This is a genomic window from Rhodoluna sp. (assembly GCF_024639375.1).
Classification (GTDB): Bacteria; Actinomycetota; Actinomycetes; order Actinomycetales; family Microbacteriaceae; genus Rhodoluna.
On the sequence record NZ_JAHEIM010000004.1, the window covers coordinates 62,453 to 83,119 of the forward strand.

The 20,667-nt window shown below is 51.7% G+C and carries 20 protein-coding genes; 7 read left to right on the forward strand and 13 right to left on the reverse strand.

Going from position 1 to position 20,667, the window contains the following annotated elements:
• Positions 1-51: 51 nt before the first annotated feature.
• Genes Q0L28_RS02400 through Q0L28_RS02425 form a run of 6 tightly spaced genes read right to left on the reverse strand, consistent with a single transcriptional unit; the run spans position 52 to position 6,681 of the window.
• The gene (locus tag Q0L28_RS02400; RefSeq protein ID WP_296631104.1) at positions 52-1,419 is read right to left on the reverse strand and encodes a serine/threonine-protein kinase; all 1,368 of its coding nucleotides are present in this window, start codon (positions 1,417-1,419) and stop codon (positions 52-54) included.
• A complete protein-coding gene (locus Q0L28_RS02405) occupies positions 1,416-2,864 on the reverse strand; it encodes a penicillin-binding transpeptidase domain-containing protein (protein WP_296631107.1) in 1,449 nt (482 codons plus the stop codon). The genes Q0L28_RS02400 and Q0L28_RS02405 overlap by 4 nt, the downstream gene beginning before the upstream one ends.
• Complete coding sequence (locus tag Q0L28_RS02410) at positions 2,861-4,228, reverse strand: FtsW/RodA/SpoVE family cell cycle protein (RefSeq protein WP_296631110.1); 1,368 nt, start codon at positions 4,226-4,228, stop codon at positions 2,861-2,863. The genes Q0L28_RS02405 and Q0L28_RS02410 overlap by 4 nt, the downstream gene beginning before the upstream one ends.
• A complete protein-coding gene (locus Q0L28_RS02415; protein ID WP_296631113.1) occupies positions 4,225-5,478 on the reverse strand; it encodes a protein phosphatase 2C domain-containing protein in 1,254 nt (417 codons plus the stop codon). Before Q0L28_RS02415 ends, Q0L28_RS02410 begins: the two co-directional genes overlap by 4 nt.
• An 11-nt stretch (positions 5,479-5,489) precedes the next feature.
• On the reverse strand, positions 5,490-5,993 hold the full coding sequence (locus Q0L28_RS02420; protein WP_296631116.1) for an FHA domain-containing protein: 504 nt from the start codon (positions 5,991-5,993) through the stop codon (positions 5,490-5,492).
• Positions 5,986-6,681 (reverse strand): DUF3662 and FHA domain-containing protein, encoded by a 696-nt coding sequence (locus Q0L28_RS02425; protein WP_296631118.1) that lies wholly within the window; start codon positions 6,679-6,681, stop codon positions 5,986-5,988. Before Q0L28_RS02425 ends, Q0L28_RS02420 begins: the two co-directional genes overlap by 8 nt.
• 160 nt (positions 6,682-6,841) lie before the next feature.
• Here Q0L28_RS02425 and Q0L28_RS02430 point away from each other — a divergent pair, with 160 nt between their 5' ends.
• On the forward strand, positions 6,842-7,678 hold the full coding sequence (locus tag Q0L28_RS02430) for a hypothetical protein (RefSeq protein WP_296631123.1): 837 nt from the start codon (positions 6,842-6,844) through the stop codon (positions 7,676-7,678).
• A gap of 125 nt (positions 7,679-7,803) precedes the next feature.
• Here the strand turns inward: Q0L28_RS02430 and Q0L28_RS02435 are convergent, their stop codons facing one another.
• Entirely contained in the window at positions 7,804-8,715 is a 912-nt protein-coding gene (locus tag Q0L28_RS02435; RefSeq protein WP_296631124.1) for a rhodanese-related sulfurtransferase, read from the reverse strand.
• A gap of 42 nt (positions 8,716-8,757) precedes the next feature.
• On the opposite strand from Q0L28_RS02435, the gene Q0L28_RS02440 reads away from it, so the two are divergent.
• From Q0L28_RS02440 to Q0L28_RS02450, 3 genes are all read left to right on the forward strand, one after another.
• Positions 8,758-10,722 (forward strand): M13-type metalloendopeptidase, encoded by a 1,965-nt coding sequence (locus Q0L28_RS02440; protein ID WP_366843422.1) that lies wholly within the window; start codon positions 8,758-8,760, stop codon positions 10,720-10,722.
• Positions 10,723-10,729: 7 nt separating this feature from the next.
• Complete coding sequence (locus Q0L28_RS02445) at positions 10,730-11,278, forward strand: thioesterase family protein (protein ID WP_296631125.1); 549 nt, start codon at positions 10,730-10,732, stop codon at positions 11,276-11,278.
• Between the two features lie 108 nt (positions 11,279-11,386).
• Positions 11,387-12,220: an SGNH/GDSL hydrolase family protein gene (locus Q0L28_RS02450; RefSeq protein ID WP_296631127.1), complete on the forward strand. Its 834-nt coding sequence runs from the start codon at positions 11,387-11,389 to the stop codon at positions 12,218-12,220.
• Here Q0L28_RS02450 and Q0L28_RS02455 read toward each other — a convergent pair.
• The 6 genes from Q0L28_RS02455 to Q0L28_RS02480 are packed head-to-tail and all read right to left on the reverse strand — an operon-like array spanning position 12,192 to position 17,180.
• On the reverse strand, positions 12,192-12,773 hold the full coding sequence (locus Q0L28_RS02455; RefSeq protein WP_296631129.1) for a DedA family protein: 582 nt from the start codon (positions 12,771-12,773) through the stop codon (positions 12,192-12,194). The genes Q0L28_RS02450 and Q0L28_RS02455 overlap by 29 nt on opposite strands.
• 28 nt (positions 12,774-12,801) lie before the next feature.
• Positions 12,802-13,947 (reverse strand): glycosyltransferase family 1 protein, encoded by a 1,146-nt coding sequence (locus Q0L28_RS02460; RefSeq protein ID WP_296631132.1) that lies wholly within the window; start codon positions 13,945-13,947, stop codon positions 12,802-12,804.
• Between the two features lie 48 nt (positions 13,948-13,995).
• Complete coding sequence (locus tag Q0L28_RS02465; RefSeq protein WP_296631134.1) at positions 13,996-14,784, reverse strand: FAD:protein FMN transferase; 789 nt, start codon at positions 14,782-14,784, stop codon at positions 13,996-13,998.
• The gene (locus tag Q0L28_RS02470) at positions 14,784-15,200 is read right to left on the reverse strand and encodes a hypothetical protein (protein ID WP_296631136.1); all 417 of its coding nucleotides are present in this window, start codon (positions 15,198-15,200) and stop codon (positions 14,784-14,786) included. The genes Q0L28_RS02465 and Q0L28_RS02470 overlap by 1 nt, the downstream gene beginning before the upstream one ends.
• The gene (locus Q0L28_RS02475; protein ID WP_296631138.1) at positions 15,187-15,771 is read right to left on the reverse strand and encodes an FMN-binding protein; all 585 of its coding nucleotides are present in this window, start codon (positions 15,769-15,771) and stop codon (positions 15,187-15,189) included. The genes Q0L28_RS02470 and Q0L28_RS02475 overlap by 14 nt, the downstream gene beginning before the upstream one ends.
• On the reverse strand, positions 15,768-17,180 hold the full coding sequence (locus Q0L28_RS02480; protein WP_296631139.1) for a ferric reductase-like transmembrane domain-containing protein: 1,413 nt from the start codon (positions 17,178-17,180) through the stop codon (positions 15,768-15,770). The genes Q0L28_RS02475 and Q0L28_RS02480 overlap by 4 nt, the downstream gene beginning before the upstream one ends.
• Positions 17,181-17,309: 129 nt before the next feature.
• Between Q0L28_RS02480 and Q0L28_RS02485 the strand changes: the two genes are divergently transcribed.
• From Q0L28_RS02485 to Q0L28_RS02495, 3 genes are read left to right on the forward strand one after another with little or no spacing between them, the layout of a single operon-like run.
• Positions 17,310-18,899: a circularly permuted type 2 ATP-grasp protein gene (locus Q0L28_RS02485; protein ID WP_296631141.1), complete on the forward strand. Its 1,590-nt coding sequence runs from the start codon at positions 17,310-17,312 to the stop codon at positions 18,897-18,899.
• The gene (locus Q0L28_RS02490; RefSeq protein WP_296631143.1) at positions 18,892-19,821 is read left to right on the forward strand and encodes an alpha-E domain-containing protein; all 930 of its coding nucleotides are present in this window, start codon (positions 18,892-18,894) and stop codon (positions 19,819-19,821) included. The genes Q0L28_RS02485 and Q0L28_RS02490 overlap by 8 nt, the downstream gene beginning before the upstream one ends.
• On the forward strand, positions 19,818-20,660 hold the full coding sequence (locus Q0L28_RS02495) for a transglutaminase family protein (protein WP_296631146.1): 843 nt from the start codon (positions 19,818-19,820) through the stop codon (positions 20,658-20,660). Before Q0L28_RS02490 ends, Q0L28_RS02495 begins: the two co-directional genes overlap by 4 nt.
• Positions 20,661-20,667 lie beyond the last annotated feature (7 nt).

The following is a 20,667-nucleotide window of genomic DNA, read 5'->3' on the forward strand; positions in this document are numbered from 1 at the left end:
TCTTTACTCCAATTAGTTGTAGGGGTTCGGCGATAAGTCTAATCTGCCGACTTATTGCGGGGTTGTGCTGGTGGTTGGCGTTGGTGTTGGTGCAACCGCACCGCCCACGTAATAAGTAACCGTCACACTGCTACCAATTGCTACGGTGCCAGCCGGAGAAACGTCATAAACCGTCATCACCGCAGGGTCATCCGCAGGCAACGCAGTGCCAGGCACTGCAGTAACCGAAAGACCCATGCCAGACAAGATGTTGCTAACTTCGGCAACATTCTTGCCCTGCAAATCGCTGAGCAACACAACAACGGTCTCAGGTGTAGTGGCTGATGCCGAGGCCGATGCACTTGGGGTTGGCTGGCTGGTGCCGGTTTGGCTTTGGCTAGGCAGCGGGCTAGGGCTTGGCACTTCAGGTTGCATCGAAGTGACCACGATTGCCACCACCACTGAGATTGCTGTGATTGCCAAAAGGGCAATTAGGGCAAACCATGGCCAAACGATTGGTTGGCGCTGAATGGCTACCTGGCCAGGTGGCAACTCAATAACCGCGGTCTTATCGCTCGATTTTGGCTGGGTAATTACCTGGGTTGCCGCAGATTCGCGCGGGGCACCGGTCATCATCGATTCGGCTCGTTTGGCCAATGCCAGGGCTGATTCAGGGCGCTGATTGGCCTTTTTAGCCAGGCAAGCCATAACTAGCTTGGCTACTCGCGGGTCAACGCTGTCAGGCAAGGCCGGCGGCGCCTGGTTGATCTGGGCCATGGCGATTTCCATTTGGCTGTCACCAGTGAACGGGCGCTTGCCGGCAAGTGCCTCATAGGCCACGATGCCCAGAGAGTAGATGTCGGTGGAAGGAGTAGCTGGCTTGCCGGTAGCTTGCTCGGGTGAAAGGTATTGAACGGTGCCCATCACTTGGCCGGTGGCAGTTAGCCCAACCTGGTCGGCAACGCGCGCGATTCCAAAGTCGGTGATCTTTAGGCGACCATCCGGGGTGATTAGTAAGTTGCCGGGCTTCACATCGCGGTGCACCAAACCGGCCTCGTGTGCCTCGTGCAATGCGCGAGCAGTCTGGGCAATGATGTCGAGCACTTGCTCAGAAGGCAAAGTTTTTTGCACCTCAAGAATGCGAGCCAGTGAATCACCCGGCACTAGTTCCATCACCAAGTAGGCAGAACCCGAATCTTCGCCGTAGTCAAAAACGTTGGCAATGCCCTCGTGGTTAACCATCGCAGCGTGACGAGCTTCGGTTCTAAAGCGCTCAAGGAACCCAGGGTCACCCATGTATTCCTGCTTAAGAATTTTGATCGCCACATCGCGCAAAATCACTTCGTCTTGTGCTTGCCAAACTTCACCCATGCCGCCAATTGCAATGCGACTGATTAGTTTGTAGCGCCCACCATAGAGTTGCCCAATTTCAGGTTTCATTTACCCAACACCGCCCGCATAACTTTTTGAGCCACCGGCGCAGCAAGTGAATTGCCTCGACCAGATTGACCCATTCCCCCACCATTTGCGATTACCACTGCAACTGCAACCTGCGGATTATTTGCCGGAGCAAAACCAGTGAACCAAAGTGTGTACGGCTCGCCTTTTCCATTTTGTGCTGTTCCAGTTTTACCTGCGACAGATACACCCGGGATAGCTCCGTTGCCAGAAACTCCACGCGCAACTGCGCCAATCATCATGTCTCGAACTTTTGCTGCAGTGTCGGCGGACATTGCTTGCGAGAAAACTTCAGGAGATGGCTGATTCAAAATTGAAAGGTTCGATGAATAAACAGCTTCAACCAAATTCGGTTTCATTAGCTGCCCACCGTTTGCAACAGCAGCACTAACCATTGCCATTTGCAGTGGAGTTACGCGCACATCGTATTGACCGAATGATGACAATGCAGTTTGCGCGTCATCCATGTTGCTTGGATAGATGCTCGCGGTTGAAGTCATTGGGAACTTAACTGTTTTGCCAAACCCAAACTTTGCAGCTTGGTCGGCAATGGTGTTTTGACCAATCGCAACACCTAGTTGCGCGAATGGAATGTTGCAAGACAAACGCAGCGCATCGGCAATTGAAACCGTGGTTGCGCTGCCGCAACGACCTTCGCCAGAGTTCTGAATGTAAGTAGTGGTGCCAGGCAGGGTTAGCTTGGCAGGGTTAGGGAATCGGCTGTCTGGCTGGTATTTGCCGCTATCGATTGCCGCAGTAGAAACCACAATCTTGAAGACCGAACCAGGCGCATAGAGCTCGGTGTAGGCGCGGTTCAGCAGTGGCGCACTCTTGGCGGCAAGCAACTTGTTGTAGTTGGCATTCGAGGTCTGGCCATCGTGCACCGAAAGCAAGTTTGCATCCCAGGCTGGCTTAGAAACCATCGCCAAAATGTTTCCGGTCTTTGGGTCAAGCGCAACAACCGCGCCGGCTTTATCGCCGAGCGCATCCCAAGCCGCTTTTTGAACCTTTGGATTAATGGTGAGTTCAACCGCACCACCGGTTACCGGGTTACCCGAAAGCAATGCAGAAATTTGTTCAAAGAACTGGGATGAATTTTGACCGGTTAGGTAACTGTTCATTGCAGATTCAAGACCGGTTGAACCTTGGTAGATGCTAAAGAAACCGGTAATTGCTGAATACATTGGGCTGTCATAACGACGGGTGTATCGATAAACATCGTCTGACTTAACCGACTGCGCAATTGGTTGACCGTCAACCAGAATTGCACCGCGTTGAGTTTTGTAACTGTCATAAATAGAACGCACGTTGCGTTGATCGGCGCTGTAGGTGTCGGCACCAATCACCTGAATTCCAGTGCTGGCTACAAAAAGACTCAAGAACATAATGAAGATCACAATGCTCACTCGTTTGAGTTCACGCTTCATAGGTTCACCGTCCTATTGCCGCCGCCAATGCTGTCGCTAATGCGCAACAGCACTCCGATGATGATCCAGTTAGCAAGCAAAGACGAACCACCAGCTGCAAGCAGCGGAGTGGTCAAACCGGTTAGTGGCACAACGCGCGTGACACCACCAATCACGATGAAGGTTTGCAACGCAATTACAAATGACAAACCGGTTGCCAAAAGTTTTGAGAAGTCATCCGGGTGATTAAAACCAATGCGTATGCCGCGTGAAACTAGCAGCAGATACAAAACCAAAATTGCAAACATGCCAACCAGGCCAAGCTCTTCACCTAGTGAGGCAATGATGAAGTCGCTCTCGGCAAGTGGCACAAGGTGTGGAATGCCGCCACCCAGACCTGTGCCCATTAGTCCACCGTGGGCCATGCCAAAAATGCCCTGCACCAATTGGTAGCTGCCACCATTTGCGTCGTAGTTCGCTTGAGTGAATGGGTTCAGCCACGAGTCAAAGCGGCCGCCAACGTATCCCATGAAACGGCTGGCCACCAGGGCGCCGGTGATGAACATGGTTAGACCAACCACCACATAAATTGCACGGCCGGTTGCGGTGTAGACCAAAACAATGAAGAGGCCAAAGTAAAGCAATGAGGTGCCCAGGTCGCGCTCTAGAACCAAAACCACCAGGCTGGCTGCCCAAATGGTGACGATTGGGCCTAGTTCGCGGGCGCGTGGAATGCGAAGGCCAAAGATCTTGCGGCCAACAATGGCCAGCGATTCACGCCGGGTCACCAGATATCCGGCAAAAAACACGGTCAGGGCTATCTTGGCCAGCTCACCAGGCTGAAAGGTAAAGCCCGCGACACCAATCCACAGCTGGGCTCCGTTGATGTTTAGGCCAATAAACGGCAGCATTGGGGCCAAAAGCAGGCCAACACCAATAAACATCGACACATATACATAGCGTCGCAAGAACAGGTGGCTCGGCACATAAATGATCACCGCGGCAGCGACCGCCATGGCAATCACCGTCCAGATCACTTGCTTCACGCCAAACACCTCGGTGCCGCCGTTAGCCAGGGTGCCAAGATCAAGTCGGTAAATCTCGGCAATGCCCAAACCGTTGAGCACCAGGGCGATCGGCAAAATCATTGGGTCGGCCTCGGATGCGCGCAGGCGCATGATGCCGTGCAGAATCACAGCCAAGAAAGCAGGTGGCAAAAGGTAAAGGAAGATCTCTGGGTTTAGAACTTCAAGAATTGATAGCTGAACCTGCGAAAGCTCAAAGGCATTGATGCCGATGGCAAACAAAAGCAAAAGCGCTTCGATGTTTCGATTGCGAGGAATTACTCGAACAATCTTTGGCAGGTTGGCGGCGACGTTTGTCATTTGATCACCGTTGACCTAATTAGCTCGACAATGCGTTGTGCATCTTTAAGATCGGTTGCCGAAATAGAACGGTCAACCAGTTCTTGTTGGTAAACCGGAAGATCGGTGACTAACAGATTGGTTTGGTTGTAAACACTTGAGAACTTCAATGGCCCAAGCGATTCTTTAATGCCCTTGAAGATTGTGACGTTGCCGTTTGATTCACCAACGTAGTAGCGAGTCTGGGTGTAGTCATAGGCAGAAACCAAAGCAAACCAAACGAATGTTGCGATTGCAATCAGGCTGATTAGTTGACGAATGCGACGCCAACGAATGCGTGATCGTGTTTCTTTCAAAACCTTCTCTAGATATTCATCAGACTCAGGAACATAACCGGCTGGGTCTTCAGGGCGCTTGAAGATATCTGCATAAGTAAGTGGGTTCAGAATCTTCATGATTCGCGAACCACGTTGTTCGGTGATTACAACTTCGTTTGCACTCGAACCAACAAATTGTGCGGTTGGTTCAAAATCGGTTTGCAAGTTTGCATCAACCACGTCAACCACAACAACGGTCACGTTATCTGGTGCACCATATTCAAGTGCTTCGCCAATCAGCAACTCAGTTGCTTCTTCGGCAGTTACCTTGCTTTTCAAAATGCGTTCCATGATGTGCGGTGGAACAACACCTGATAATCCATCGGAACATAACAACCATCGGTCGCCCGGTCGTGTTTCTAAAATCTTGTTGTCAACGTCTGGGAATTCCTCAACGTCACCAAGCACACGCATCAAAACGCTTCTGCGTGGGTGAACCAAAGCTTCGGCGGCGGTGATGCGGCCGGTGTCAACCAGGCGCTGCACAAAGGTGTGGTCGGTGGTGATTTGTTCAACTTTTTCGTTGCGAGACAAATAAACTCGCGAGTCACCAATGTGACCTAAAACAACTTTGTCGCCGCTAAACAACAAGCCACTGAAAGTGGTTCCCATGCCCGCAAGTTCTGGGTGGGCGGCTGCAGTTTCTCCAAGCACACCATTGGCTTCCCAGATGATGTCGACCAAAGCCTTGACTGCTTCTTCGGGGCTTGAGTAGGCGCTATCAACGCGTGAAATTCGTTGTGCACAAAGGGCGGAAGCAATGTCTCCACCAGCGTGACCACCCATGCCGTCGGCAACAAAGAACAGGTTGTAGCCGGCATAGCCGCTGTCTTGGTTGCTCGAGCGAATGCGACCAATGTCGCTGCCCGCATAGCTAAGAGTTTTGATTGCCACTGAGTGCGACCTTAGGCTCGCAACTCAAAAACGGTTTTGCCGATGCGCACCGAGGTGTTTAGTTTTACAACCGCTGGGGTGCCAACGCGGGCGCCATCCAAGTAGGTGCCGTTGGTTGAATTCAAGTCTTGAATCAGCCAATCGTTGTTGATCAAAATAAGTTTTGCGTGATGAGTCGATGCATATTCATCATCAATAATCAGATCTGAATCTTCTGAGCGACCGATGGTTAGTTCGCGCTGATCAAGTTTGATTACCGAACCGGTTTTTGGCCCATCGATAACAACCAACTTGGTTGCCAAACTTCCACTCGGCTGCATAACCAAACTTTGATTGCCCGGATTACTCGGTGCCACTGGAGCAGACACAACCTTTGGTGCATTTGCCTCTGCAACGCGGCTAACAACTTTTTGACCAAATAGGTCTGCGCGAATTACCGAGATGATGCTGAATACAAAAATCCAGATGACTGCAAGAAAACCCGTGCGAACAATAAATAGAGCTAGCTCACTCATTAGCGGCCCTCCCGGTTTCAGAAATTGTTCGCGCAATCAGTCGAAACACAAATTCACTGCGCCCTGCCTGAATTACGGTGTCACCGTTGATGCCGGTTTCGGTAATTGTGCGACCAGCAACTTTGGTGCCGTTGGTGCTTTGCAAATCTTTTACGGCTGCGTGCGCGCCATCCCAAATCACAGCAAAGTGTTTGCGACTCAAACCGCTGTCGTTGATTTGAATGTCTGCGCTGGCATCGCGGCCCACAGATGTTTCACCTTGTTTCAAGATGAAACGCTTGCCGTCAACATCCAAAGTTGGCAACCATTCGATTTCATGCTTTTGGGTGGCCGACTTAACTGTGACCTGGCCAATGTTTAGGCTGCCGTCTTCAATCAGCTTGATAACCAAAGCTGCACCGAATTGAAAACCCTGTTTATTGGCGTGCTTGGTGGCCAGCTCGGTTAGTTCGGTGATAAGCGAATCGCCAAGAACGGCCATGCGCTTGAAGTCTGGGGTTGAAAGGCTCACAGTAAAAGTGTTTGGCGCAAGAATGCGATCACGGCTAAGGATGCTTGCCTTCGCGTCCATCTCGGCGCGAATGTGGCCAGAAATTTCAACGGGCTGTAACTCTGATTTAAAGGTCTTGGTGAAGGCGCCATTAACAACGCGCTCCAAGCCCTTTTCAAAGTTCTCTAGAAAGCCCATTCGGTCAGTTTACCTTTGGCAAACGGGCCCATTCGGCGCTACCTGTTAAAACGCTGGCAAGTACCTCACAGCATGCTGAAATTCGCCCCCTCACTTTTGAAAATTTCTTAACTTGGTGTTGTCCCTGAATTCCTCGGAGTTCCCAAAGAAAGTGACGAAAATGAACAAGACCTTTAAGCGCGGCGCAATTATCGCCGCTTCAGCTGCAACAGTGCTGTCACTAGCCGTAGCAGCTCCATCATTTGCACACGAGAACAAGGCTCGAATCTCGAGCAGCAGTTCTGAGTCAAAGTCAGTGCACATTCACGCAACCGTGGCGGCCACCATCACCGGTGTGCCAACCACAGTCACCACCGCTTATAGCGCTGCTAAGGGCGCAAAGTTTGTGGCCTACCCATTGGCCGCAGATGCAACCGCTCTGCCAGCAACCCAGCCAACCACCGGTGGCAAGCCACTTAAGGAAACCGGCACCACCCTGACTGCAGGTGTTCTAACCGGCACCGTGTCATTCAAGTTGCACGCCGTTGGCACCACCGCTAAGTACGCGGTTTACAACGCAGCAGGCGTTGGTTCATTCGTGGTTGTCACCTCTGATGCTGCTGGAGTTGCCACTGCAACGGCAACCCCAGCTCTAACCGCTGTTTATGTAGCACCTACCGCGCCAGCATTTGGCGAGGGCAAGAGTGTTAAGGGTGACCGCGGCGAGCACAAAGGCAGCTATTCAATTGGCGGCATCACAGCAACTGTGAAGATTCCTGCGGATGGCAAGACCTATGCTCTGCGCATCACTGAAATTGCCGAAAATGGCGTAGCAGTGACCAGCCCAGTGGCTAAGACCGGCAAGATCATCACCGCTTCTGGCACCGTGACTCTTCGCCTAGGCGCAAGTGACACCTACAAGATCGAGCTAGTTGCAGCCGATGGCACCGTAGCAAGCACAGTAACTGTGACTGTTGCAGCCGATGGCACCGTAGCTTCTCCAATTGTTCTGGGCTAACGGCCTAGTCCCCGCCCACAGCAATGGGCTGGTTCGGGTTTTCCCCTGAACCCGAACCTCTCTCCTAATAGCAAAGAACCCTGGCTAACTGCCAGGGTTCTTTGTTTAACAAGAGGTATTAGGTGTTAGCCAACCTGCTCAAGGTTGCGCTTGCCACGGGTGTGCGATGCCTTGTGCTCTGAGTGAGCCGGGTTGGCATAGCACTCGTCGCAAAGCAAAATCAGGTCTTTGCAGCCCTCAAATGAGCAGTTTCTAAACTGGTTGGTTGCACCGCCACAAGCTTCGCACTCGCCAATAACCTTTGCTTCGTCGCTGAAGTCTTGAACCATGCGGTCGTCAAAGATATACAGGGAGCCTTCCCAGAGACCCTTGTCTTTAAAGGTCTCGCCATAGCGAACGATGCCGCCATCAATTTGGTATACCTCTTTAAAGCCACGGTTGATCATTACGGCCGACAAGATTTCACAGCGGATTCCGCCGGTGCAGTAAGTGACGATTGGCTTGTCTTTGAGGTGGTCGTACTTGCCGCTCTCAAGCTCGGCTACAAAGTCGTGTGAGGTTTGCACATCAGGCACAATTGCGTTCTTGAACTTGCCGATGCGAGCCTCAAAGGCGTTGCGACCATCAAAGAACACAACTTCGTCGCCGCGCTCTTCAACCAGCTTGTTTACCGCGGCAGGCTTTAGGTGCTTGCCACCGTTGGTGATGCCCGACTTTTCCACGGTGATCTCATCCGGGGCAGTGAATGCCACAAGTTCGCTGCGGTTTTTCACCGATAGGCGAGGAAAATCGTTGCCGGTGCCGTCTGACCACTTGAAATCGATCTTGCCGAAACCCGGGTACTCCTTGGTTTGGCGCACGTACTTCTTTAGGTCTTCCATGTTGCCGCCCAGGGTGCCGTTGATGCCGTGCTTAGACACGATGATGCGGCCCTTGAGGTTCAGCGATTCGCACAGGGTCTTCTGCCAGAGCTTCATTGCCACTGGGTCGGCCACCGGCGCAAAGCCGTAATACAAGATGATTTTTTGGAGATCCATAAGACTCCAATTGTAAAGCCGAAGGGTGCTTAGGATAAAGGGATGAGCATGCAACCAGGCATCGACTTTGCCTCTATTGACCCAAACACCCGCCCTCAAGATGACCTATTTCGCCACGTAAATGGCAAATGGCTCGACGAAACCGAGATTCCTAGCGATAAGTCGATGTACGGCAGCTTTCACATGCTGGCCGATGACAGCGAGGCCGCGGTCAAAGAGATTCTGCTTTCTGCCTCGGATAACCCTGCGCCCGGCGTAAGCCAGCAAATTGGCGACCTTTATGCCTCTTTTATTGACGAAAACCGAGCCAACGAGCTGGGTGCTGCCCCAATCGCGGCCGATCTCAAACTGATTAACCAGGTAAACAACATTGGCGAACTGGTTCATTTGATGGGCGAATTCAGCCGCTGGGGCGTGGGCGGCCTATTTGGCAGCTACATCGACAACGACCCTGGCCAGCCAGAGCGCTACATCGTCAACTTTTATCAGGGTGGCTTGGGCCTGCCCGATGAGGCTTACTACCGAGAAGAAAAGCACGCCGAAATTCGCGATGCCTATGTGCCTCACATCACTCAGCAATTTATTAACGCCGGATGGGCCGCGGCTGATGCCGAAGTTGCCGCTCGCCACATCATGGCGTTTGAAACCGCGTTGGCTGCCAAGCACTGGAACGTGGTTGACTCACGCGATGCCGAAAAGGTGTACAACCTGTATGCATTCGCCGATCTTCTGAATCTTTCGAAGAGCTTTGACTGGAACCTTTGGATGGCTGGCGCACAACTCGAGCCAAATATTTTGGCCGAGTCGGTTGTGATGATGCCTAGCTTCTTTGAAGGCCTCGATAAACTGCTGGTTGAAGAAAACCTAGAGTCGTTGAAGCTTTGGTTTGCCTGGCAGCTGATCAACTCTTCTGCCCCGCTGCTCAGCAATAACTTTGTTAACGAACGTTTTGCGTTCTATGGCACCAAGCTTTCGGGTGCTCCAGAAATTCGCGCTCGTTGGAAGCGCGCGGTTGCCTTGGTTGAGGGTTCACTCGGCGAAGCAATCGGTGAAATTTATGTCGACAAGTACTTTGGCTCAGCTGCAAAAGACAGCATGGACAAACTTGTTGAGTACCTGATTGAGGCTTACCGCGAAAGCATTCAAAACTTGGAGTGGATGAGCGCCGAAACAAAAACCAAGGCGCTGGTAAAGCTTGAGAAGTTCACACCAAAGATTGGTTACCCAAAAAAGTGGCGCGACTACTCGGCACTTGAAATTCGTCGTGATGATCTAGTTGGCAACGTTCGCCGCGCAAACGAGTTTGAGCACAACCGCGAAGTTGCAAAGATTGGTGCGCCACTTGATCGTGACGAATGGTTCATGACACCACAAACCGTGAACGCTTATTACAACCCTGGATTCAACGAGATAGTTTTTCCGGCAGCAATTTTGCAGCCACCTTTCTACAGCATTGATAGCGACAGCGCTGTTAACTTTGGCGCAATCGGAGCGGTGATTGGCCACGAGATTGGTCACGGCTTTGATGACCAAGGCTCTAAGTACGACGGTGATGGTGCGTTGCAATCATGGTGGACAGACGCAGACCGCACGGCATTTGAAAAGCGCACACGTGCATTGATTGAGCAGTTCAATGAACTCACACCTAAGCAACTCGATGACTCGCACAAAGTGAATGGTGAATTCACCATTGGTGAAAACATTGGAGACCTTGGTGGCTTAGGCATTGCTTACAAGGCTTGGTTGATCAGCTTGCAAGGTCAAGAAGCAACCGTGGTTGACGGTCTTACCGGTGCACAACGTTTCTTCATGTCTTATGCACAAACCTGGCGCACTAAGGGTCGTGACGAAATGATGATTCAGCGTTTGGCAACTGACCCGCACTCACCTGCTGAGTTCCGTTGCAACCAAATTGTTCGCAACATCGATGCGTTCTATGATGCGTTCGATGTGCAACCGAGTGATGATCTTTGGTTAGACCCAGCCGACCGCGTAGTGATCTGGTAATTCGCCAATGAACATGTGGTTGCGTCTGCTCTATGAATTACTCACCTGGCGTTTGCGCACCAAGTTGCACTGGAGTGATGTTGGTCGACGCACATTTAGAGTTTGGCCAACCGACTTAGACATTTTCAATCACATGAACAACGGCAAATTTCTAACCTTGTTCGATCTAAGTCGCTACGACCTGGCGTTGCGCTCTGGTGCTTGGCAACTTTGGAAAAAACTCGGCTGGTATCCGGTGGTAGTTGCAGCAACCATCACCTATCGCAAATCACTTCAGCCATGGCAAGCCTTCGACATGGAATCAAAAGTGATCGGTTGGGATGCCCACGCGTTCTACTTTGATCAGCGCATGGTGGTGGCCGGCGAGATCTACGCGCAAGGCATTATTCGCATTCGTTTTCTAAAACGCAGTCGTGGCATTGTCACCCCGGATGAAGTGCTCGCACACAGCCACGAGTTCGTGGGCGAACATCCGGTGCTGCCTGAATGGGTAAAGGTTTGGGCCGAGAACAGCTCGCTGCCGAAGGGCAAAGAACCAGCGCCTAGCGACTGGTAAGAGCGGCCGATTCACCGGCTATTTACCTAGATAAACACCGCAAGAAGACCTGATTAACCTCGTCGGTTTTACCCACAACCAACCCTGTTAACTTTCTAAATTGGAACTGTGAAGTTCCTTTACCGAAGCTACGTGGCACTGGGGGATTCCCTAACTGAAGGCTTGGGCGACTTCAATTTTGGAAGCAACCGCGATGGTTGTGGCTGGGCCGATCGATTGGCCCACCTGCTGGCTGAGCAATCAAAACTTGCCGGTGAAGATTTTCACTTTGCCAACCTGGCACTTCGTGGCAGCAAGATGCGCGCCATTCTTACTGCGCAACTTGAAGACACCATCAAGCTGCGCCCTGACTTGGTTACCATCATGGCCGGCAATAATGACCTGAGCACTCCGCGTTGGCGTCACCATGAACTTCGTGCGCTGTTGCGCGGTGCCATCGAACGATTGCTCAACGAAGGTTCACATGTTGTAATTGCCAATGCGTTGAACCCCGTGCACCTGCGCATGTTCAAGCCAATGGCTCGTCGCGCAAAAATCATGACCAAACTCATCGAAGGTGTGGCTGCCGAATATGGCATCCCGGTGCTCGACATGTTTGGCATGCAAGAGTTTGCCAAGCTTGAGTATTGGTGCGAAGACATGGTGCACTTCTCGGGCCACGGACACATCAAGATCGCCAACAAGGCTGCAAACCTTTTGGGTCTCGATTACAACCATGCCGAGTCACATGAAGAAGACATGCAACGGCCAAACCGAAACGCGCCTCACACAATGCGCTGGCTGATCTTGCACGTGATGCCTTTTATTGGTCGACGCATCCGCGGTGCCTCAAGTGGCGATGGTCTTGAACCAAAGCACGAAACTTACCTGCAGCTTGCATTTGCAAAACAACGCGAGGTTGTTTCCTCGGATGCTATCCGCGTGACTTCTTACGTCGCTTAATCGCTTCGCGTGCCAATTCAAATGGCAACGGCAGCGAAGATATAACAACAAAGCCAAGTGCAAACAGTTCTACATTTTTTGCAACGAATGGAATCTCGCCCAACAAGTAACCGGCTAGCATTAGTGCGCCAACCCAGGCTGCACCGCCAATTAGGTTGAGTTTTAGAAATCGCTTTTGATCGAAGTGTGCGATAGCAACGAACATTGGAACCAAAGCTCGCAGCACGGGAATGAAACGCGCCAGAATAATTGCACGTGGGCCGTAGTGCTGAAAGAAATCTTTGGTGCGATCAACAGTTTTTTCATTAAAGAAAAATGTATTGCGCTGTTTGAAAAGCCTTGGTCCGGTTTTCTTACCAATCCAATAACCAGTTTGCGAACCGGCAACCGCACCAATAAACACAATTGGAATTGCTAGCCAGATTGGAAAACCACTTAACCAACTTGAGAGTGAGAGACCGAGCAAGAACAGCAGTGAGTCACCTGGCAGAAACGAACCAAGAATAGTTGCCGTTTCGAAGAAGATAATTAGCGCGACTCCAAAAACGGCCAAGCTGCCTAGGTTTTGAAGGATTGTCTGGCTATCGAGCCAGTTCAAGCTCACGGCCATTCTGGTTTGTGGTCATAGCAAAAGAGTAGTGCTCAAAAAGTTTGGCGTTGTTTTGGGCCCATGACTTGCCAAGCACTGCCTGACGAGCACCGAGGCCCATCTCGAATCGCAAGTCAAAGTTGTCAATTAGCTCTTGCACACGAGCGCGGTATGAACCGGCTTTGCTGTGATCAACCAAGAATCCACTGCGACCAGAATCAATCAAGAACTTAGGCCCACCGCTTGCCGGTGCCACAACAGGCAAGCCGCTGGCCTGTGCCTCTTGAATGGTCTGCCCAAAAGTCTCTTCGGTGCCGCAGTGCACAAAAATATCCATTTGCGCATAGGCATTGGCAAGTTGTTCGCCACCGAGCTTGCCGGCAAAAGTCACCTTTTGACCGCGGAACAAGTTCTCAAGATTCTCGCGCTCTGGGCCGTCGCCAACAATCAAAAAGCGAGTGTTAGGAATATCAAAAAGTTCGGCAAATCGTTCAACCTGCTTCTCGGCCGCAAGGCGCCCAACAAAACCAATCACGATTTCATCTTCGGATGCGATCTGCGCGCGCATGGCCTTTAGCTCGGCAGTGTCTTTGCGAAGTGGGTTGTAAGTTTCTAGGTCAACACCGCGACCCCAGATGCCAATGTTCTTGGCACCAATCTTGCGCAGGTACTCGGCGCCTTCGCTGGTTGGTGCAAGGTTCACAGTGGCACGACGGTGAATTGCACCAATCATGCGGTCGATTGCCGGGCGAATGAAAGGCACGCCATAACGCTGTGCGTAGCCAGCGATGTCGGTTTGGTAGATGGCAACGCTTGGTACGTTCATGCGCTTAGCAACTTCAATTGCTTGGCGACCAAATGCAAAAGGTGCAGCCACGTGAACTACGTCTGGCTTGAAGTCTTCAAGAATGCCTTGCAGGTTTAGGTGAGGCAACGCCACCGGAAACTCTTTGAAGTAGAAGCGGTTGATCTCAATGACCTTGAATCCGAGGAATTCTTTGGCCGGAGTGGTGGGCGCAAGGATCAGTGCCTCGTGGCCATCTCGCTTCAAGGATTCAAGAACTCGAATGACCGAGTTGGTTACACCGTTCACCGACGGCAAGAACGACTCGGTAACTACTGCCACTCTTAGCTTCACGTTGTAAAGATAAGAATGCAGTCTGGAAACTAGGTAAATTCAACATAACTAGCGGGCAAACAACAGTGAAAATCCTCGGGTGGCCGCCAACTGGCCATCGGCCAAAACAAATAACGCCTCAAGGTTTGGCAGCGCATCTAGGCGGGCAATGGCACGCGGCCCCTCGGCAAACGCGGCAGTGGCAAAGGCGTCGGCACGCACTAGGTCTTCGGCAACCACACTCACCTGCAGCAGTTCGTTGGCCGCTGCCTTGCCCGGGGCTTTGGGGTTCCAAATGTGCAGGCCTCGTTCGGCCGAGCCGCTGGTAGCCAGTGACCGAAATGCGGTCTCTTTTAGGTCAATCACGGCCAGCACGCCGGCCTCATCCGAGGCAATTGAAACTGGCTTAGAAATGCCAATGCGCCAGTCGGTTTCGCTGGTTAGGCCGTCGGCTAACCAAACATCGCCACCGGCATTCAGGGTGAAGTCAACAATGCCTTGGCTCAGCACATGCTCGGCAGCTCGCTTGGCCGCCCAGGTTTTAACAACTCCGGATGGGTCAAACGTGTGCTCGGGGGTCATGGCACTAAACCAACCGTCGGTGGCTTGTTCCCAGCGATCGCATTCGTCCCAGATTTCGTTGACCACCGGAGGGCACTGTGCAACTGAGACTTCACCGCGAGCGAGTTGGCTGAGTGGTGACTCAGGTTTATAAAGACTGAAGGTGTTATCGGCTTCAGTCAAGATTGCACAGGCTTGTTCAACGATCGAATTGGTACGCACCGCATCGAATGGTGAGCGACCAGCAAATCGAAAAGCGGTGCCCATGCAATATTCGACGTGCTCAAAACTATTCATTAGGTCAGCTTTGAAATCGCACTGGTCAACGCTTGCTTATAGGCCTGAGTCGTAAAGGTTGCACCGCTTACGTTGCCAAAATTTGTGCCGGACGCCTTGAGTGCTGCATCGTGCAAGAGCGGCACAGCTTGTTCCCAACCACGACTTGTGCTTGATTGCACCTCGGTGATCTTGTCGATCATGCCTGCGGTTGAAGTGATTTCAAGCTGAATTACGCCGTAGCGATATTGAATTGCATCGCTGGTAACTGTTTGAGCAGTTTTTGTTGTGCTGGTGCCGGTCGATGCACTTGTTTGCGCAGGATTCAAAACATTGTTGATCGCGAATGCTCCACCAACGCTTAGGCTCAGCAAAGCGAGCATGCCGCCTAACCATTTGCGGTTTTGTTTTGGTGAGTCAAATTTAGAATTTTGCAAGTGCTGAATCCAATGCCTTTTTAAACGCATCCACTGTGTATGTTGCACCACTCAGATTTCCAAAGCCACTTCCGTTGGCCTGAATTGCATAATCAACCAAATATGAAAACGCAGATTCGCGACCGCTTGTAGCGCTCGCACTCACTAAACCAATGTCTGTGATTTTTCCGTTACTCTTGGTCACCGCAAGCTGAACCATGCCGTAGCGATACTGCACGAGAGAACTGGTTTGCGTACTGCCGCTTGCTGCAGTCTTGGTCGCTGTTGGCGTCGTCGTTGCAGTTGGGGTTGCTGCTGAAGTTTTAGACGGCGTTGCACTCGGTGTTGCTGCGGTCGTTTTCTTGGTTGCAGTTGCAGACTGAGTAGCACTTGCGCTGGCACTTGGTGTCGCCGCGGAAGTTGATTCGCTACTCGACTCAGTTGGCGTGCTGCTTGCTGTGCCAGTAGTTGTGCCGCCTTGAGCGGATGCACTGGCAAAGGTGGCACTGGTGGCAGCCTGACCAATTTGGTAGCTGGTTGCCAAAACCCCGAGCGTCACAACGCTCAAGATTGATCTAACTGGGGTTCTCACCAGGCAAACTCCTCTGCGTGAATTCGGTCGGCGGGTACACCGGCTCGAGTACATGAACTAACCACTAGTTCAGTCCAAATTTGTGGCCCACAAATGTAAACATCCGATTCGCTGATCCACGGAGCCATCACGGCTAGGCGTGCCAGGTCTGGGTTGTTGGTGCCATCGTTATTCATCCATGATTTCAAGCTGGCGCGTGGGCCAGGCAAGACATAAAGTCTAAAACCGCGGATGCGTGCGATTTCGCGCACTTCTGCCAGCAGAGACGCATCTTCTTCATCGCGCACACGATAGATGATGGTGATGTCTCCAGGGCGAGATGCCATTGATTCTGCAAGCGCACGAATTGGTGGAATACCGATACCCGATGCAATCAACACAACTTTTTCTTGTGTGCGACGCTCTTCGGTGAAGACACCGAATGGACCTTCAACTGCAACGCGTGTACCAGGTTTGATGGTTTGCAAAAAAGCTGTGTCATCGCCGCGGTTACCAATGGTGAATCGCATGTAGTGATTATTTGGTGCAGCAGACAGCGAGAATGGGTGCGCTTTGAACCAGCGTCTTGGAGTGAGCACACGCAAGAAATAAAACTGACCTGATGCGCCTCCAAGTTTGTCGATGTTTTTGCCACGCAGGTAAAGCGAAGTTGTGTCGCTTGATTCGCGAACTACATTTGCAATTTTCATGCTGCTGCCAAAAATTCGAATCAGTGGCTTTGCAGCTCGATACCAAACAATGTTCAACGCAACAAACAAATACAGGGTGACCCAAAAGATTGTTGATGCAGGCTTGCCGGCGATATCACTTCCGGTGCTAAAGATGTGTGGCACTGCAAGCAACACGGCTGCGTATGACATCAGGTGCACAATGAACCAAGCCTCGTAACTCATTTTGCGACGAGCAAAATTCAACGAAGTTACTACAACCAAGATCATCAAAGTAAGAGCAGCTACTGCGGTGAGCATGTCTTGCACATCGGTGATTAACCAAACCAAAGTTGCAATCACGTTTTGAGAATTAGTAATCGAAAACTGAATTAGCGAAGCCAAAAAGTGCGCAACGATGAAGTACAAAACTGGCTTGCCAAGTTTCTTGTGAGCCAAGGTTGCTTTGTCGTGACCATAAAATTTATCGATCCATGGCACTCGTGCCACCAACAACATGTGAATCATCAGTAGGTCGGTGCCCACTAGCGCGGTCAAACGGCTAATGGCATTAAGGGCAGTTGGTAGGTCGGTAACACCCTTGATGCCACCATCGATCAAAAAGAAAACCACTACGGCAACCACCGATGCCCAGGCAATAGCCTCGATCACATCCTGGGCGCGCTTCAAAACAAAGACCTTGCGCTGGCCAAGTCGCACCCTTGGGTTGGGTGTCACTAGCTGTAATGGTTGCTGGTTCATGGTTTCACTCTGGCAGACCTTCTTGGGAGTTTGCTGAAAGCCGGCTGGATGTCAGGTGCGAAATTATTTGTTCCAAGTTCGACTCCCGAGCGAAACAATCACGCAATACGCCAAGGCTAACTTGGCACCATGGCAGATCTATTTGACCACTATCCGTTTGCTCAACCCAGCGGTGGCGCAACGCCTGCCTTTGACGAGATGTTCTCGGGGGCAGGCAAAGTAAGGCCGAGTTACAAGAAGATTCACGAAACCTTGGCTTCAATGACTCAGGATGAGCTGCGCGGCCGAACCGAGGCCCTAGCCGACAGTTATCTGGCCCAGGGTGTGACCTTTGACTTTGCTGGTGAAGAACGGCCATTTCCTTTGGATGCGGTGCCTCGAGTAATTGAAAAAACCGAGTGGAACACCCTTGAAGCCGGCGTAAAACAAAGGGTTCAGGTTCTAGAAGCCTTCCTTGCCGACATTTATGGAGCCCAGAATGCCATTCGTGATGGGGTTATCCCAGCCGCATTGGTGGCTTCGTCGGCTCACTTTCACCGGGCTGCCCACGGCATTGACCCCGCCAACGGTGTGCGCATTCAAGTAAGCGGCATCGACCTGGTGCGCGACGAGGCCGGAGCTTGGCGGGTGCTCGAAGACAATGTGCGAGTGCCATCCGGGGTTAGTTATGTAATCTCAAACCGGCGCGTGATGGCCCAGACCCTGCCTGAGCTTTTTCAGCAGATGCGCATTCAACCCGTGGGTGAGTACCCAAATCGACTACTTGCCGCCTTGAGGGCGGCAGCCCCGAGTGGTGTTGAAGACCCAGTTGTAGTGGTGCTTACTCCCGGCGTATATAACAGTGCGTATTTCGAGCACACTTTGTTAGCGCGACTGATGGGTCTTGAACTCGTTGAGGGCCGCGATCTGTTTTGCAGTGGTGGCAAGGTTTACATGCGAACTACTGCAGGTGCCCGCCGCGTTGACGTTATCTATCGCCGCGTGGATGACGAGTTTCTTGACCCATTGGCATTCAGGGCCGATTCGGTGCTGGGGCCACCTGGCTTGTTAACCGCAGCTCGGCTTGGCAACGTGACCTTGGCGAATGCGGTTGGCAACGGAGTGGCCGATGACAAATTGGTTTACACCTACATTCCAGAACTCACCAAGTACTACTTGGGTCAGGAGCCAATCATCGAAAACGTAAAAACCTGGCGGCTTGAAGAAGGAGAGAGTCTTCAAGAAGTGCTAGATCGTTTAGATGAATTGGTTGTGAAACCTGTTGACGGTTCTGGTGGCAAGGGTCTTGTGGTTGGTCCGCGCGCAAGCAAAAAAGAACTTGATGACCTGCGCAAACGTTTAATCAAAGATCCCCGCGGGTGGATTGCGCAGCCGGTTATTCAACTTTCAACAATTCCAACTTTGGTAGATCAGGGTCTTCGCCCACGTCACGCCGACCTTCGCCCCTTTGCAGTTAATAGTGGCGATGACATTTGGGTTTTGCCCGGCGGTCTAACCCGTGTTGCTTTGCCCGAAGGCGAGTTAGTAGTTAATTCATCGCAAGGCGGCGGATCGAAAGACACCTGGGTTATCGGCGTTGATCGAACGTCGACAAAAAACAAGATTCAAACCAACTCGCAAGTTTCTTCGCTAGTCGCTGGTCAAACCTCAGCCGACTCCGGTTTCTCAAGACAGCAAGAACAGCAACAGCAAATTCAGGAGACAAAACCAAATGCTTAGTCGAATTGCAGAATCGCTGTTTTGGATTGGTCGCTATGTTGAGCGCGCCGATGGCACCGCACGTTTGTTAGATGTGCACCTGCAGTTGTTGCTTGAAGACCCATGGGTTGACGAAGACACAGCTTGCCGTTCACTGCTTGAGGTGATTGGTTCTGATGCACATTACCCACATCAACTAACTCGTCAAGAATTGCTTACCATTTTGTCGGTAGATCGTGGTGAACCAAGTTCAATTAGCGCGTCGCTAAATGCTGCCCGCGAGAATGCCCGAAGAGTGCGTGAGATTGTTTCAACCGAACTCTGGGAGTGTCTCAACACCACGCGTTCGCGCATGCCACGCAAAGTTTCGATTGAGCGTGCACATGATTTCTTTGGCTGGGTGCGTGAGCGCACTGCGCTGGCGGTTGGCATAGTTGAAAGCTCAACCTCACGTGATGAAGCTTGGACTTTCTTCACGCTGGGCCGTGCTTTAGAGCGGGTCGACATGACTGCTCGCCTGCTGGCTACCTCGGAACTAACTGAGGCCAGCGGCCCGTCGTGGACAACTATTTTGCGTAGCTGCGGCGCCTATGAGGCATACCTGCGCACCTATCGAGGTGTGCCATCGGCAACTAACGCAGCTGAGTTCTTGTTGCTAGACAAAATCTTTCCGCGTTCAGTTACCTTTGCGCTTAGCCGTGCCGAAACTTGCTTGAGTGACTTGCAACCAACCACAGCTCGCGTTGGCGTAACCGATAACGCACTTCGTCAGGTGGGTCAGTTGCGCACCAATCTTGAATACCGTTCGGCACCAGAAATTCTTGCGAACCTGACTAGCGAAATGATTGCCCTGCAAACCGGCGTTAGTGAAATTTCGGAATCAATTCGTTCGCGATATTTTCCAGTCAACGTGATGCCAACTTGGGTTGGTGAGGTCTCTTGAGTCGCTACAAAATTGTGCACACCACTGGTTTCAAATATGAAGCCGATGTTGCAGCTTCATATAACGAAGCACGACTGTTGCCAGTGCGTGACGATCGACAAATTGTTTTTTCGACCAAGTTAGACATTGAACCCCACGGCTCTTCGCACGAGTATTTCGATTACTTCAAAACTCGCACGTTGATGTTTGAGGTGCTTGAACCACACCGTGAACTAACCATCACCGCAACCACGAATGTGGAACTTAGAAACCCTATGCCTGAAACACCAACTCTGGATTGGCCATCGATGGCCGCCTTAGTGGTGAGTTCTCTTGAGCTCACCGACGCGGTTGCACAAACCAAACGAACATCGCCGCCGGCAGACCTAGTGCGTTTTGCAAAACGAATTGCAAAAACTAATTCACCGCACGAAACAGCTTTGGCAGTGTGCGCAAAAGTCTTTTCTGACATGACCTATCGACACGGGGTCACCGGTGTGCATTCGATTGCAACCGAGGCGTGGAATAACAAAATTGGAGTGTGCCAAGATTTTGCACACATCACGCTTGGAGCACTTCGCGCGGTGGGCATCCCTGCGAGATATGTAAGTGGTTATTTGCACCCAAGCAAGCAACCACAAATTGGCGAGACTGTAACTGGTGAATCACACGCTTGGGTCGAGTGGTGGGCTGGCAAATGGTTTGCCTATGACCCAACCAACGATGTGCATGTGCTTGAACGGCACGTTGTGATTGGTCGAGCGCGTGACTACGACGATTTGCCACCATTGCGTGGAGTGTATGCCGGGCCACATCAGAGTGAACTTTTCGTATCAGTGCAGATCACTAAAGAGGGTTGAGCCTCGG

Coding starts and splice junctions, on each gene's coding strand:
- Q0L28_RS02400 (WP_296631104.1), bottom strand. CDS start 1,419: ATGAAACCTGAAATTGGGCAACTCTATGGTGGGCGCTACAAACTAATC.
- Q0L28_RS02405 (WP_296631107.1), bottom strand. CDS start 2,864: ATGAAGCGTGAACTCAAACGAGTGAGCATTGTGATCTTCATTATGTTC.
- Q0L28_RS02410 (WP_296631110.1), bottom strand. CDS start 4,228: ATGACAAACGTCGCCGCCAACCTGCCAAAGATTGTTCGAGTAATTCCT.
- Q0L28_RS02420 (WP_296631116.1), bottom strand. CDS start 5,993: ATGAGTGAGCTAGCTCTATTTATTGTTCGCACGGGTTTTCTTGCAGTC.
- Q0L28_RS02425 (WP_296631118.1), bottom strand. CDS start 6,681: ATGGGCTTTCTAGAGAACTTTGAAAAGGGCTTGGAGCGCGTTGTTAAT.
- Q0L28_RS02430 (WP_296631123.1), top strand. CDS start 6,842: ATGAACAAGACCTTTAAGCGCGGCGCAATTATCGCCGCTTCAGCTGCA.
- Q0L28_RS02435 (WP_296631124.1), bottom strand. CDS start 8,715: ATGGATCTCCAAAAAATCATCTTGTATTACGGCTTTGCGCCGGTGGCC.
- Q0L28_RS02440 (WP_366843422.1), top strand. CDS start 8,758: ATGAGCATGCAACCAGGCATCGACTTTGCCTCTATTGACCCAAACACC.
- Q0L28_RS02445 (WP_296631125.1), top strand. CDS start 10,730: ATGAACATGTGGTTGCGTCTGCTCTATGAATTACTCACCTGGCGTTTG.
- Q0L28_RS02465 (WP_296631134.1), bottom strand. CDS start 14,784: ATGAATAGTTTTGAGCACGTCGAATATTGCATGGGCACCGCTTTTCGA.
- Q0L28_RS02480 (WP_296631139.1), bottom strand. CDS start 17,180: ATGAACCAGCAACCATTACAGCTAGTGACACCCAACCCAAGGGTGCGA.
- Q0L28_RS02485 (WP_296631141.1), top strand. CDS start 17,310: ATGGCAGATCTATTTGACCACTATCCGTTTGCTCAACCCAGCGGTGGC.
- Q0L28_RS02490 (WP_296631143.1), top strand. CDS start 18,892: ATGCTTAGTCGAATTGCAGAATCGCTGTTTTGGATTGGTCGCTATGTT.